This window comes from Lewinellaceae bacterium, assembly GCA_020636135.1.
GTDB lineage: Bacteria > Bacteroidota > Bacteroidia > Chitinophagales > Saprospiraceae > JAGQXC01.
On sequence record JACJYK010000001.1, the window covers coordinates 543210 to 557789 of the forward strand.

General features: G+C 49.6%; 12 protein-coding genes. 4 read left to right on the top strand and 8 right to left on the bottom strand.

The window, feature by feature from the left end:
* Positions 1–49 precede the first annotated feature (49 nt).
* From H6570_02025 to H6570_02060, 8 genes are all read right to left on the bottom strand, one after another.
* Complete coding sequence (locus H6570_02025; GenBank protein MCB9318030.1) at positions 50–1597, bottom strand: glycine--tRNA ligase; 1548 nt, start codon at positions 1595–1597, stop codon at positions 50–52.
* Positions 1598–1750: 153 nt separating this feature from the next.
* Positions 1751–3331, bottom strand: a complete 1581-nt coding sequence (locus H6570_02030) for a peptide chain release factor 3 (GenBank protein MCB9318031.1) — start codon at positions 3329–3331, stop codon at positions 1751–1753.
* 96 nt (positions 3332–3427) lie between these two features.
* Complete coding sequence (locus tag H6570_02035; GenBank protein MCB9318032.1) at positions 3428–3808, bottom strand: hypothetical protein; 381 nt, start codon at positions 3806–3808, stop codon at positions 3428–3430.
* 211 nt (positions 3809–4019) lie between these two features.
* Complete coding sequence (locus tag H6570_02040) at positions 4020–4214, bottom strand: hypothetical protein (GenBank protein MCB9318033.1); 195 nt, start codon at positions 4212–4214, stop codon at positions 4020–4022.
* Positions 4215–4243: 29 nt separating this feature from the next.
* A complete protein-coding gene (locus tag H6570_02045; protein ID MCB9318034.1) occupies positions 4244–6472 on the bottom strand; it encodes a carbohydrate binding family 9 domain-containing protein in 2229 nt (742 codons plus the stop codon).
* Positions 6473–6546: 74 nt separating this feature from the next.
* Positions 6547–7284: a PIG-L family deacetylase gene (locus tag H6570_02050; GenBank protein ID MCB9318035.1), complete on the bottom strand. Its 738-nt coding sequence runs from the start codon at positions 7282–7284 to the stop codon at positions 6547–6549.
* Between the two features lie 192 nt (positions 7285–7476).
* Entirely contained in the window at positions 7477–7938 is a 462-nt protein-coding gene (locus H6570_02055) for a hypothetical protein (protein MCB9318036.1), read from the bottom strand.
* 162 nt (positions 7939–8100) lie between these two features.
* Positions 8101–8328 (bottom strand): hypothetical protein, encoded by a 228-nt coding sequence (locus H6570_02060; protein MCB9318037.1) that lies wholly within the window; start codon positions 8326–8328, stop codon positions 8101–8103.
* Between the two features lie 240 nt (positions 8329–8568).
* On the opposite strand from H6570_02060, the gene H6570_02065 reads away from it, so the two are divergent.
* The 4 genes from H6570_02065 (at position 8569) to xylA (ending at position 14538) form a co-directional block, all read left to right on the top strand.
* Complete coding sequence (locus H6570_02065; protein ID MCB9318038.1) at positions 8569–10755, top strand: TonB-dependent receptor plug domain-containing protein; 2187 nt, start codon at positions 8569–8571, stop codon at positions 10753–10755.
* 174 nt (positions 10756–10929) lie between these two features.
* Entirely contained in the window at positions 10930–11388 is a 459-nt protein-coding gene (locus H6570_02070; protein ID MCB9318039.1) for a DUF4442 domain-containing protein, read from the top strand.
* Positions 11389–11695: 307 nt separating this feature from the next.
* Positions 11696–13207, top strand: coding sequence for a carbohydrate kinase (locus tag H6570_02075; protein MCB9318040.1), 1512 nt, complete (start codon positions 11696–11698; stop codon positions 13205–13207).
* A complete protein-coding gene (xylA, locus tag H6570_02080; protein MCB9318041.1) occupies positions 13204–14538 on the top strand; it encodes a xylose isomerase in 1335 nt (444 codons plus the stop codon). Before H6570_02075 ends, xylA begins: the two co-directional genes overlap by 4 nt.
* Positions 14539–14580: the final 42 nt, after the last annotated feature.

Below are 14580 nucleotides of genomic sequence, written 5' to 3' on the forward strand. Positions count from 1 at the left end.
AGCCCGGGTGATTTGACTCCTACATACAGGTTGGCTGTAATCCGTTTATTTACAATTTGCGCAGCATAGGTTCCAGGCTGACTTTTTCTGCGATGATGGCTGACACTTTGGTGATCGGCACCCGTTCCTGGGACATGGTGTCGCGTTCACGAATGGTCACGGTCTGATCCTCCAGGGTCTGGTGGTCAATGGTTACGCAGTAAGGAGTTCCCACTGCATCCTGACGACGATAGCGACGGCCGATGGTGTCTTTTTCATCGTACTGGCAGTTCATCGAGAACTTCAGGTCATCAAACAACTTCCTGGCGGTTTCGGTAAGGCCGGATTCGGTCCTTATGAGCGGCAGGATAGCGCATTTAACCGGAGCCAGGGCCGGTGGTAATTTCAGTACGGTACGGGTGGAATCTTTACCATCTGCATCCGGCACCGTTTCCTCGGTGTAAGCATTGCTCATCATGGCCAGAAACATGCGGTCGCAGCCAATGGAGGTCTCCACGACATAGGGCACATAGGATTCATTCAGATCCGAATCAAAGTAGGTGATCTTTTTGCCCGAAAATTCCTGATGGCTGCCTAAATCGAAATCGGTCCGGGAGTGAATGCCTTCCAGTTCTTTAAAACCAAATGGGAAGTCAAACTGGATATCTACCGCGGCATTGGCATAATGTGCCAGATTCTCATGATCGTGGAAACGCAGTTTATCCGGTGAAGTGCCCAGTGCCAGGTGCCAGTTCATCCGCTTTTCTTTCCAGTAAGCATACCAATCCAGTTCGCTACCAGGCTGAATGAAATATTGCATTTCCATCTGCTCGAACTCCCGCATCCGGAAGATAAACTGCCGGGCTACGATCTCATTGCGAAATGCTTTCCCGATCTGGGCGATTCCGAAAGGTATTTTTTGCCGGCTGGTTTTTTGAACATTGAGAAAGTTTACAAATATTCCCTGTGCGGTTTCCGGACGCAGATAGAGCTTCCCTTCTTCGCCGGCTATATTTCCCAGCTGGGTATTGAACATCAGATTGAACTGACGTACATCGGTCCAGTTGCGTGATCCTGATTCCGGGTCGGCGATCTCGCAGGCATCGATGAGCGCCTTCAGTGCCACCAGGTCATTCTTCCGCAGGGAGTCATTCATCTTATCATTGACTTCGTCGATCTGGTTCTGGTAGCCCACCACCCGGTCATTGGTCTCGCGGTACATCTTTTCATCAAAGCCATCGCCAAAACGCTTCCTTGCTTTTTCGATCTCCTTATCCAGTTTACCCTGGATCTTGGCGATATAATCCTCCAGCAGAACGTCTGCCCGATAGCGTTTTTTGCTGTCTTTGTTGTCGATCAAGGGATCATTGAAGGCGTCGACGTGGCCGGAAGCTTTCCAGATCCGGGGATGCATGAAGATGGCAGAATCAATCCCCACGATGTTTTCGTGGGCATAGACCATCGCTTTCCACCAGTATTCCTTGATGGCTTGTTTTAGTTCACTGCCATAAACTCCGTAATCGTAGACCGCGCTGAGGCCATCGTAAATTTCACTGGATGGGTAGATGAAACCGTATTCTTTACTGTGGGATACTATGTTCTTAAAAAGATCACTCATACTGCGTTCAATTGCTTGTTCTTTCGGCCTGCAAAGGTATGCCTTTTCCTATGAATGTTGCAGGTTGAAAGTTTAATGTTGAATGAAAGGAAAGATTCGATTCTAATTTATCTCCCATTCAACATTCAGCACGCAACCTTCACCATTCTTAAGTTATAGCTCACTCGTAAAGTGGAATTCTACATTTGGAAAGTTCTCCTGGGCCATCCTCAGCATCCAGGCCGATTCCGCCAGAAAGACCAGCCGGCCATCTTTGTCTTGCGCCAGGTCTTTTTTACGTTTTTGCATCAGTTCACGGATGGATTCAGGTTTGGTGCTGGAGACCCAGCAGGCTTTGTGCAGGGAAACCGGCTCGTAGTGACAGCTGGCCCCGTATTCATGCTCCAGGCGGTATTGGATCACATCAAACTGCAGCGAACCCACGGTTCCGATGATTTGTCGCCCGGTGTCTTCGCGTGTAAATAGCTGGGCTACCCCTTCATCCATGAGCTGCTCGATGCCTTTGGCCAGCTGCTTGGATTTCAATGGATTGGCGTTGTTCACGTAGCGGAACTGCTCGGGGGAGAAACTCGGGATCCCTTTGAAGTGGAGGATCTCGCCTTCCGTCAGGGTGTCGCCGATCTTAAAGTTGCCTGAATCGTAGAGGCCGACGATGTCGCCGGGAAAGGCCTCATCGATGACTTCCTTGCGGGCAGCCATGAAAGAGGTGGGATTGGAAAACTTCATGGTCTTTCCGGTACGTACATTGTAATAGTTGGTGTTCCGTTCGAAGGTGCCGGAGCAGATGCGGACGAAGGCAATGCGGTCCCGGTGCCGGGGATCGATGTTGGCGTGGATCTTAAAGACAAAACCGCTGAATTTTTTCTCAAATGGATCCACATCGCGCTCTTCGGCATGACGGGGTTGCGGATGCGGGGCGACGCGGATGAAGCAATCCAGCAATTCCTTGACTCCGAAGTTGTTGACGGCGGAGCCGAAAAATACCGGAGACAATTCGCCCTTGCGGTAAACGGTTTCGTCAAAATCCGGATAAACCGTGGTCACGGTCTCTAATTCTTCGCGCAGCTCGTCGGCCGGCCGCTGACCTACTTCCTTGTCCAGCCGACCATCGGTCAGGTCCGTGATGGTGATGGTTTCATCCACCTCCTGTTTGCTGTGCGGGCTGAAGAGACACAATTTTTTTTCATAGAGATTGTAAACTCCTTTAAACCGCTGTCCCATGCCGATCGGCCAGGAGAGCGGAGTGACGGTCAATCCTAGCTTGCTTTCGATCTCGTCGAGCAGGTCGATGGCGTCCAGCCCTTCGCGGTCCAGTTTGTTGATAAAGACAATGACCGGCGTGTTGCGCATGCGGCACACCTCCACCAGTTTTTCGGTCTGGGTCTCGACACCTTTCGCGACGTCGATGACCACGATGACGCTGTCTACCGCGGTGAGGGTACGGTAGGTATCTTCAGCAAAATCCTGGTGGCCGGGGGTGTCCAGGATGTTGATCTGCAGATCTTCGTATTCGAAGGCCATCACCGAAGTAGCCACCGAGATACCCCGCTGTTTCTCGATCTCCATAAAGTCGGAGGTGGCGTGGCGTTTGATCTTATTGGATTTGACGGCCCCGGCAACCTGGATGGCTCCTCCGAAAAGGAGCAACTTTTCCGTCAGGGTGGTCTTCCCGGCGTCGGGGTGGGAGATGATGGCAAAGGTGCGTCGGCGTTTGATTTCTTCCTGAAATCCCATGATCATTGTCGATTAGCGGCCGCAAAGGTAAGGATTCCCTGCTATTCCTTTAGGAGTAAGCACTAGTCCGTAATGAGTTAACAGAAGGTGCCATGGTCACCATCGTTTGCCGAAGGAAAACTGGATGGTGCCAATTGGATTTTCATCCAGATCATTTTGTGCAAGTGCGGACAGAGATAAGATCCAGGACTGATTACTGATCCAATCGAAACGCGGGCCTGCCTGATATCCGATCGTGATCACATCCGGATGATGTATTTCTTGATCACGGGCATAGTTTCGATGCCACCAAAGTCCTAATATACCACCTGTTAAAGCCACGCTGAATCGTGCTTTGTTAACGGGAAAAAACACCAGGTTTGACCCTAATTGCTGGCAATAGTCTGTGTAAAATGGGATGGTTTTATTATTAAATTGCTCCTGGGCTTTAAAAATGTTTATTCGGTATCCGGCACTCCAGGCCCAACGGTTATTCATTGGTTTTCATAAAATACACTAGTCTGTATTCCCCAGATATCACCACTGCCGGTAAACGCCGGACCAGTTCCAATGCTCAGTGAATGGTATTTCGACTGGCCAAATAAAGCGACTGCGAAAAAAATATAAATTATAGTTGCTAGCCCGAATTTAAGCAGGTAATTCATTTATCCATTTATTGCAATAACGGTAAAACAGGATGCATATTATTTTATATTCCTGCGCCGGTTACCCTGAATTTAGCTGGACTAAAGTCCTGAATTTTTTCTCCATACCCCATACTCCATGCTCCACGCTCCGTTCCCCACACTCCATGCCCCATCCTCCATGCTCCATGCTCCATGCCCCATGCTCCATGCTCCATGCCCCATGCTCCATGCCCCATACCCCACGCCCCACGCTCCATGCCCCATGCCCAATAACCTCTGCTACTTCTTAAATATTCAGCCAATAATTCATCTTCAACACCACGGCCCGGTTCTTTGGCCCCCAGTATTCCACGGCATAATTGTCCGTATAGACCAGATAAATATCCGACATGGGCTGATAGCGCCACTGGAAGCGGCTGTTGATATTGAAGTTGTCATCTTGGGTATTGTATTGCAGAAAAGTGGTCCAGGATAAATTATTGGAGAAATTAATTTCGATGCGCGGTCCGACCAATAATAAATTTACGTCACCGTAATTCGACGGCAGCCGGATGTTATTTTGTTCAAAACTTAAATCGAACTTACCCCAGGGTTGTTTCCGGTAAGATAACATCAATTTATACTGCTGTCGTTTTCCGTTGTAAAACCCTCCCGTGGAAATACCGAATAATGCAGAGAATAATTTTCTCTGGTCGGTGAAGTAAGAGGCTCCGATCGTATTGTAACGGTATTTACCGGCAGGGAGAGGCTCATCGGCAAATGTGAACGGATAAAGTAATTGATTGAGCTGATGATTGTATTCCAGTAAAAACATGCTGGTGTTCCTCCAGCTGATGTTATAGCTTCCCCTGACGCTGTTTTGGATCAATTCCGATGCCCGGGTGGTCCAGTCACGCATATGGTTCAAAAACCACGTATGCGATATTATTTTTCCTTCATTTTCCGGATAATACGTATAGCTGGCCCGGGAAAATAAATGATTAAATCCCAGGTGGTAAGTGGTGTCCCGCACGGCATCGTAATGATTCTGAGTAGGTATAAATCCGAGGTCCGCGTAATAATTGTCGCCTACACCCGCCAGGTTGGAATAGACGCTTATAGTGCGGTTATCATACCCGGCCCCTACATTGTAGAATGAATTATCCTGGCTCCGGACATGATCTGAGAACGACAGGCCATAGCCACCAAAAGCGCGGGTGCTTCCATCCTGGGTGACAAAATTGAACTCCAGGCCTACCGTCCGGTTGTAGTCATCGGCTAACAATGACTTATTCGCATGCCCCTGACGGTTATGGAAGTATCCCCGCAATACAGACCGCTTAAATAACTGCCGGTGGAGTGCCAGCGAAGTATAATTATTGCCCGGTTGATCATTGATCCCCTTGGTCTGCATATTCATCAAGCCAATCCGCAAGTCCTTATTCAGATTGCCGCTCAGCCGGAGGCCGTACTGGATCGGAATGGTATTTCCATCCTCATCGAGGCCGATCCTTCGGGAGAAAAAGGGCCGCATAGGAGGGATACCAAAATCAGAAAATAAGTCGCTGTTTTCCAGGAAGAACAGCCGCCGTTCTGGAAAGAGCACATCAAAAGTGGTGAGGTTTGTGACTTGCTGGTCTACCTCGACCTGAGAAAAGTCCGGATTGACCGTTAGATCCAAATTAAGGCTGGAGGTGACGGCTACCTTGGCATCCACCCCGGCATTAAAGCTGGTGGTTGTCGGTTCACCTTCTTCAACATTGTTATGACTGGAGGCGGAAACATAGGGTATGACTGAAATATTCGACTTAACGGCTGGTGGTGGCTGATCCCATACCAGGGCTCCGGTATAGCCAAGGTCCATCGAAATGAACTGGACCGGTACCGGTGACCAGGTATGCCAGCTGTTGGAACGGGGTTCGCCACGTGCAAAATTCAGACCCCAGGTTGTCTGGCTGCTTTTATAACGCAGAATACGAAATGGTATCGCCAGTTCAACGGTCCAGCGATCGGTCGCTGTCTGCACCGCAGAAAACCACTTGTTATCCCAGGCATCGTTGATACCGCTAAAATTACCGGTGCCACGGCGCATGGTCTGTCCGTTAACCAGCGCATCGGACTGGACATTGGCCGGGTTGACTGCAAAGCTGAAGGCATTGGTCCGTTCGTTGACAGGATCCAGGAGGATGGAAAATGCATCACCTTCCCAGAAACCCAAATTATCCCTTTTCAGACTCTTGATGATGTAGTCATCCGGGCCATAACAGATGGCTCCAATGTACAGATATTGATCGTCGTAAGTGAATTGTACTTCAGTCTGGATGTCTTTCGGAGCACGTTCGTCGTCCACCGGAAAACTCATCCAGAAATTATCCGCTTTGTCCGCAACCTGCCATGCCGGCTCATCGAGTACGCCATCAATGCGGATAGCTTCTGCACTGCGTTTTATCTGAAGCTGGTATTGTTGTTGAAGGTCCCGGCTATTCTGCCCGGTTATGCGAAAACCGGAACAAATCATCAGAAAAAACAGGACCATGCGAACGAAACTTGTCAGGCTAATATGAAATAGAAATTTATTGTAGAATACCATGATTCAAGGTTCGCTATTGGTTAGGTTAATTCAATGTCCCTGCTTTTGCTATGCCGGATATATGCTTCAGCATAATCAAATCCCCCTTCCATGCCTCGGAATAGTTCCATCCGGCCGTGATCGTTCGGATAGGATTTTTCGATGAACTGACTCCGGTGGGCAAAACAAGCCTGGTGTTTCAGATCCAGGACTGCAGTGATGTCCACGTAGTCGGTTGGATTGAAGTTGTGGGTCTGGATGCCGGACATCACTTCATAATAATACAGTGCCGGCTTGTCTGGCATGCGCAGCCAGGCATCGTAGGTAAGCATAGAACAGATGCGGTGATCGCGATGGGAATCCATCGGCCAATGGGTAAGCAACAGGTCGGGAGTCAGGCTGGTAACGAACTCATACACATTTTGGTAAGCTTCCGGATTGACGACGGTAGCACCATCGACCTGCCCCAGATAATAGGGCTTAAATGCCAATAAAGTGCTGGCCTCCGTGGCTTCAGCCGTACGGATCCTCGCCGCCTCGTTATGGCCGGTGCCTTCAATGCCCGCTTCACCCCTGGTGAGGTACGCTACGGATACCTGATGTCCCGCTTTGCTCAACAGTGCGATCAGCCCACCACATCCTGTCTCCGGGTCATCGGGATGTGCTCCGGTTACCAATACGTGCAGGGGTTTTTCCGGAACCCCCTGGGTTTCTGCCCATTTCCAAAGGGGTAGTGTTCCGAGGGAAGCTGCAGCTCTCAAATAAGTTCTCCGGTCCATGGTTCAACTTTGAACGAATGGGGTCAAAGATAACAATTACCCGACCCCATAATGTCCGGGAGCCTCAAATGAAATGAGCTTTATTCAAACTTTTTTAAGTTTGGATGGATCACAAGTTTGGCCTTACAACGGAGGCAGTGAAATCACCCTGGCCTTCGCGATCCCCGGGGCCTGCGACGAGGTCGTCAGCCATTAATAACGGTGTAATTTAAACGTGTATTTACCCCTTCGGTCTTCTGCCTCAATCGTCAGTTTGTTTTGATTCAAACGGCAGATACTACCGAAATAACAGAAGCTTTCGCCGGCAATGAAGTCATCAAAGCACATATCCAGGAAAAACTCCCATTCACTGTCGGAGCCATCATCGGTATAGTAGACGTCTTTATCGGCATAAATCTGCCAGTCGCCCTGGAAGGTCGCCCGCAATGATACATCATCGTAGATAGCTCCGTAATTGGGGAAAAATTCAATCACATCACCGTCAAATTCATCGGTGATATTATCCCGGAAAAGTGCATTGTCTCGCTTGTAATACACCTTTTCAAATTGCCAGCTGCCGATCAGCTTGTCTTCTTTCCGGCGGATCCGGAAATCCTTGGAACAAGCAGTAACCAGTAAACAGCATGCCAGGAAATAGGTAAAGTTCTTTTTCATGTTCAGTCTTTTTTGGTTCAAATGATCTACCCTTAAGATCCATCAAAAAAGCGCTTTCCCCTATCCTGGTCGCATGGTTTAGAAATACCTTAACCGGACCTTTTAATACCCTGTTAATGCCATAGTGTGTTCAAGGCGTTCTTTAACACTTTTTTGACGTACTTAATAGGTGGTGATGTGTTCCCGGAAGACCTTCTCCAGCCCTTCATCCTCCAGCAACAGCTGAATGTAACACAAGATTTCCTCGGGAGATTCGCGGATTTTCAACCGTTTCCGGTACTCCAGATACAAAATAAGCTGGAGCAGTACACGGTGGTAGGCTGGTGCTTTATCGGTCTCTTTCGGGTCGAAGCGGTAGTCGGAGAATTCCTCAAAAATGGTTGGACGCATTTTGCATAAAGGTAAATGCCGGAAGCCGGAGATGCAAGACATATGCAAATTAATTCTAATGTTATTTTCCGTGCGGAATAATAATCAACATCCTGTCTTCGACCGAAGAATTACATCAATCTTGGGTTAGATCCGGTGCTTCCTTATCTTGGGTTTGTAAAATTGAAAGCCTGCAGTCATCCTGCAGTGTAAATTGACATTCAAACCATTTGTACTTTTGAGCATATGGGGCTAAAATGTTTGTTCTTCTTATTGCTTGTCCTGTCCGGAACAAGATCCTTGTCCGGGCAAGCCACCATCCGCGGTGCCGTTTACAGTGCCACTACTGGTGATCCTTTGTCCGGTGTGAATCTGGTGACCCGGCAAGGGGACACCCTGGCCAGGACCGACACATTGGGTTTGTTTGAAATGATAGTTCCTCAGGATAGTTTATTCCGGGTTTGGAAGCCGGGATACCTGGAAGAGCTGATCCGGTGGGATGGTCAGCCGGCTGTTACCATCAATATGCAGCCTTTTGCATTCAACCTGGATGAAGTGGAGGTGGAGGCTTACCTGCCCAGCCGCAATGCCACACTCCAGCCCCAGCTGCTTCGTCAGCAAGCCATTCTTGCCCTGGATCCCATCTCTATCGAACGGAGCCTGAATACCATTCCCGGTGTTTATATGCAGACCGGTCAGAACAATACCAATCGCATCACCATCCGTGGAGCAGGCAGCCGCACCTTGTTTGGTACCGATAAAGTAAGGGCCTACTGGAATCACATACCGCTCACCGACGGTGCCGGCGAGTCGACCCTGGAAGACCTGGACCTGCAACTGGCGGATGAGATCAGAGTGTATCGTGGGCCTACCAGTGCCCTGTTTAATGCCGGCCTGGGAGGCGCGATCCATGTGGTTTCCAGTTTGAACAGCGATCGTCCTTTTCTGTATCAAGGCCAGGCACTGGTGGGATCGTTTGGCACGTGGGGACTCCGTAATGAAGTTCAGACGCAGGTCGGCGAACACCTCCGGATGAGTTTTAGTCAGGCGCGGCAGGTGAGTGATGGCTATCGTGCAAATCAATTTTACCGGCGGGATAATCTGGCAACGATGGGTCAGTGGATCCAGGGCCGGCATGTGTTGCAGTGGATGTTGCAGTGGATCGAGACCAAAGGTTTTCTGGCCAGCTCGATCAATGAAAAAACATTCCGGACGAATCCGGCTGAAGCGGCGGCAAATTGGGCTGGCGTCAAAGGGTATGAGTATTACGTGCGCCTCCTGGGTGGAGTCCATTACGCCTATGCCCTGGATCGGCGTAACAGCTGGCATGCCGCCGTGTATCAAAACCGTCGGGATGGTTTTGAACGCCGTCCCTTTGATACCTTTGATGACCTCCATAATTTATTGGGCTGGAGATCTTTCTGGCAATACGAAGGAGACCGGATGCATATTGTCCTGGGTGCAGAAAGCAGCAGGGAAGCGGTCACCGATAACTATTTTGAAACCCTGGAGTCCGGTACCGGGCCTTTTATAAGCGCCGATCCGCAGAAACGCCAGCATCTGGATGCATTTGGACAATGGAGTTGGCAAACAAATAATTGGGTATTTGCAGCCAGCGGGCAGTTGCAGAAGGTGCATTACCGGTTTGCCAATACCTATGATTTTCCGGTGATCTTTTCGCCGGGATTTCGGGTCACGCGGCAACTGCCACGGGATCAGCAAGTTCATTTGCTGATTAACAAAGGAGTGTCGGTTCCCGGGCCAGATGTAGTACGCAACGAAGACCGTACCCTGATACCAGGACTGTTGCCGGAACAAGGGTGGAATCTCGAGGGACAATATGTCTATCACGGCAGTCAGGGACTCCAGCTTCAGGCTAATGTATATTACCTGTGGGTTCGGGATCAGTTGGTTCTGCGCCGCCTTACCGAGACGATTTCAAAGGTGATCAATGCCGGTTCCACCGGGATGTTTGGAGTTGAAATTAATGCCAGTTATCCGTGGGTTCTGGGATCGCATACGCTGACCCAGACGCTGGCCTACACCTTTGCGGATTACCGGTTTTTGGATTTTGAAGACGGCGATAACAATTACAGTGGCAACCGGCTGCCAGGATCGCCAAAGCACCGGGTCAATTACCAGTTGGGCTGGGAATACAGGGATCGGTGGCACGCCCTGGTCCAGCTGATCGCGCAGGATCGCCTGCCCTTGCGGGATGATGGTTCAGCCTGGGGTGATGGTTATTTTCTGATGCATTTTAATGCGGGTTATGCATTTCAGCTCGGGAAATGGCAGTTCGATGCATTCGGCCAGGTAGACAACCTCACCAATACCTTATATGCGTCCATGTTCCTGATCAATGCCGGTAGTTTTGGGGGGGCTGCACCCCGCTATTATTATCCGGGCATGCCCCGCAGTTTTCGCCTCGGTTTGCGGTGGAAAATTTGAGGGTGGGGGTGAGGTTAGGGGTAAAAGGAAAAAGGAAAAAGGAAAAAGGTATGGGGTGTGAGGTATGGGGTGAGTGGTATGAGGAATGGGTTGTGATATTGATCCGGTAAACCGGCTGATAACGAACTGAGAATAACCAGAAAGCAAAAACAAAAAACAAAAAACCATAATGCAATGGCTCATCCTTTACTCAATCCCTGGAAGCGTCGCTGGTATTTTTTAACCCGGTTGCCTTCCCTTTGGTTTTGGGGAGTACGTATTGAGTCTGTCGATTCGGACCACTGCGTAATTTTTTTGCCCCATAACTGGCGGAGTAAAAATCCGTTTAAGTCCATTTATTTCTCCGCACTGTGCGGAGCCGGGGAATTGGCCAGCGGCCTGCTGGCACAAGACCATTGTTACCCCAATAATGTATCGATGCTGGTGGTAGAGATGGAAGCTAAATTCCATAAGAAAGCAGTCGGAGGCATCCGGTTTCGTTGCGATGAAGGCACACGGATCGCGGGGGCTGTTGGCCAGGCGGTTGCGACACAGACTCCACAGACTTGCCGGGTACAGGTCAAAGGAGAATCCGGAGGACATCTATCCGTTGAATTGTGGGTTACCTGGTCTTTCCGGGCCCGGACCAAATAAGGTTGTTGACGTAACAATGACGTAAAATTTCACAGGTAACTTCGAGGGTCAAATCACCAATTCTTCAGCATGTAGGCCCTTATTCGTCACATTTGTTTATTATTGGCGTATAAGTGGCGTAATATTTTTTAATGATTGGCGAAAAATTGCAGTAGGGAAATAGTTTTTTAACAAAATTTTAATCCTTTTCTTTGTTAAGGATAGTTGGAGAAAACCAAATGGAATGCCAGCTATTCCAAATTTCGTGAAACAATCTTTTGACTAGGCCTGCATCTAGATTGGCATTCAGAAGGTAACCGGAGAGAGCTTGAAAGACAATAAATATCTTATTGGGTATGATATAGGCAGTTCGTCCATTAAGGCTGCCCTCGTCAGCGTCGACAATGGCAGGACCATTGCGATTGCCCATGCTCCCGGTACCGAAATGGAGATCCAGGCTCCACATCCCGGATGGGCCGAACAGAATCCTGAACTGTGGTGGAGCTACGTTTGTCAGGCCACCCATCAACTACTCTCCGAATCATCCATTCCCTCAGAACAAATTGCAGCAGTAGGTATAGCGTATCAGATGCATGGTTTGGTTGCTGTTGACCAGGGAGGAGCTGTCGTCCGGCCCTCAATCATCTGGTGCGACGGCCGGGCAGTGCCCTACGGTGACCGCGCATTCCAGGATCTGGGAGCCACTACCTGTCTGACCCACCTGTTGAATAGCCCGGGCAATTTTACCGCATCAAAATTGAAGTGGGTACAGGATCAGGAACCGGAAAACTACCACAGAATACATAAGATCATGTTGCCGGGAGACTACATTGCATACCGGCTGACCAATAAACTGACAACTACGGTAAGTGGATTGTCAGAAGGTACGCTCTGGGATTTTGGCCTGAATGAACCGGCACAAATACTCCTGGATTATTATGGTTTCGATGTGAAGGTGCTTCCCGAATTAGTCCCGACTGTCGGCGTACAGGGATACATCAGTATAGAAGCAGCGGCAGCAACCGGTCTGCCAGCAGGGATACCGGTGGGTTACCGCGCAGGCGACCAGCCTAATAATGCCTTATCACTTAATGTGCTTGAGCCCGGAGAGGTTGCAGCCACAGGCGGTACTTCCGGCGTGGTCTATGCCGTCGTGGATCAATACATCTATGATGGTGAAAGCAGGGTGAACGGGTTTGCTCATGTGAACCATCAAGCCGACGACCCGCGGGTGGGCATTTTGCTCTGCATCAATGGGGCCGGCATCCTCTACAGTTGGATCCGGAAAGAGATCGCCCCGTCCGGAACTTCCTACCAGGAAATGGAGAACGCAGCAGCCAGTGTGCCTGTCGGCGCTGATGGTCTGCGCATCCTTCCTTTTGGCAATGGCGCCGAGCGGATGCTATCCAACCAGCAAACCGGGGTCCAGTGGATCAATCTGCAGCTGAACCGGCACAAACGTGCTCACATCTACCGCGCGGCACTGGAAGGGATTGCTTTTGCCTTTGTATATGGAATGCAGATCCTGAAACGCATGGGTGTGGACCTGCAGGTTATCCGGGTAGGTAATGACAATCTGTTTCAGTCCCGCATATTCAGTGAAACCATAGCTAACCTGACCGGTAGTACCATCGAAGTACTGGATACAACCGGTGCCGTAGGGGCAGCAAAAGCAGCCGGCGTTGCGGCAGGATGCTACACTTCTATACGAGAGGCAGTCCAGACTGCTCAGGTTATTCATTCTTACCGGCCACAGCAGCATGCGGATGTTTATCGCGATGCATACGAACTGTGGGAAAAAGATTTAATGAACCAACAAAATGAAACTGTAACTGTATGAGTAATGGCCCGGTCATAGGCGATAAGACGTATTTTCCAGGTATCAACCGTATACGATATGAAGGCCGTTTGTCGGATAACCCGCTTGCATTCAAGTGGTATGATGAAGATCGTGTGGTGGGGAATAAGACCATGAAGGATCATTTCCGGTTTGCCATTGCCTACTGGCATACCTTCTGTGGTACCGGAGGAGATCCGTTTGGGCCAGGTACGAAGGACTTTCCCTGGCTCGTTGCAGGCGATGCCATTGCCCAGGCCAAAGATAAAATGGATGCCGCTTTTGAATTCATTACAAAAATTGGCGCCCCATTTTATTGTTTTCACGACTTCGACCTCATCCAGGAAGGGAAAGATCTGGCGGAATCGACCAGGCGACTGGAGGTCATCACCGATTACGCACAGGAAAAGCAGAAAGCCTCGGGCGTTGAATTGTTATGGGGAACAGCCAACCTGTTCTCCCATCCCCGCTACATGAACGGGGCTGCGACCAATCCGGATTTGCAAGTCGTTGCTTATGCAGGAGCTCAGGTGAAGAATGCACTCGATGCCACCATAAAATTGGGAGGACACAACTATGTATTCTGGGGCGGCCGTGAAGGTTACATGTCGTTGCTGAATACCGATACCAAAAAAGAATTGGACCACCTGGCACGCTTCCTGCACATGGCAAAGGACTATGCAAGGAAGCAGGGCTTTAAGGGTACTTTCTTTATAGAACCCAAACCGATGGAGCCCAGCAAGCACCAATACGATTTTGATGCGGCTACGGTTTTGGGATTCCTCCGGGCCTATGACCTGATGGAAGATTTCAAACTGAACGTTGAAGTAAATCATGCCACCCTGGCGCTGCACACCTTCCAGCATGAACTGCAGATGGCCGTGAATTCCAACGCTCTGGGAAGCATGGATGCCAACCGCGGCGATTATCAGAACGGCTGGGATACGGATCAGTTTCCGAATAACCTCTATGAATTGGCTGAGGCTTTTCTGGTGATCCTGCCCGGTGGTGGTTTCCAGGGAGGAGGTATTAATTTTGATGCCAAAACCCGGCGTAACTCTACCGATCTGGAAGATATCTTCTATGCGCACATTGGTGGCATGGACGCTTTTGCCCGGGCATTACTGATCGCTCAGGATGTCTTGGACCATTCGCCGTACCTCGATTTACGGCAGCAGCGGTATGCCTCTTTCGAAACGGATGAAGGTAAATCTTTCGAAAAGGGACAGCTGAAACTGGAGGATCTGGCAGCACTGGGAAAAACGTGGGGAGAGCCCCAACAAAAAAGTGGTAAACAAGAATTTTATGAAAACATTATAAATCAATACATTTGACGCCGAATGATTGATTTTAACAAATCTTTGACTAAATTCATT

Coding starts and splice junctions, on each gene's coding strand:
- H6570_02025 (MCB9318030.1), bottom strand. CDS start 1,597: ATGAGTGATCTTTTTAAGAACATAGTATCCCACAGTAAAGAATACGGT.
- H6570_02030 (MCB9318031.1), bottom strand. CDS start 3,331: ATGGGATTTCAGGAAGAAATCAAACGCCGACGCACCTTTGCCATCATC.
- H6570_02055 (MCB9318036.1), bottom strand. CDS start 7,938: ATGAAAAAGAACTTTACCTATTTCCTGGCATGCTGTTTACTGGTTACT.
- H6570_02050 (MCB9318035.1), bottom strand. CDS start 7,284: ATGGACCGGAGAACTTATTTGAGAGCTGCAGCTTCCCTCGGAACACTA.
- H6570_02040 (MCB9318033.1), bottom strand. CDS start 4,214: ATGGAGCGTGGGGCGTGGGGTATGGGGCATGGAGCATGGGGCATGGAG.
- H6570_02060 (MCB9318037.1), bottom strand. CDS start 8,328: ATGCGTCCAACCATTTTTGAGGAATTCTCCGACTACCGCTTCGACCCG.
- H6570_02035 (MCB9318032.1), bottom strand. CDS start 3,808: ATGAATAACCGTTGGGCCTGGAGTGCCGGATACCGAATAAACATTTTT.
- H6570_02070 (MCB9318039.1), top strand. CDS start 10,930: ATGGCTCATCCTTTACTCAATCCCTGGAAGCGTCGCTGGTATTTTTTA.
- xylA (MCB9318041.1), top strand. CDS start 13,204: ATGAGTAATGGCCCGGTCATAGGCGATAAGACGTATTTTCCAGGTATC.
- H6570_02045 (MCB9318034.1), bottom strand. CDS start 6,472: ATGGTCCTGTTTTTTCTGATGATTTGTTCCGGTTTTCGCATAACCGGG.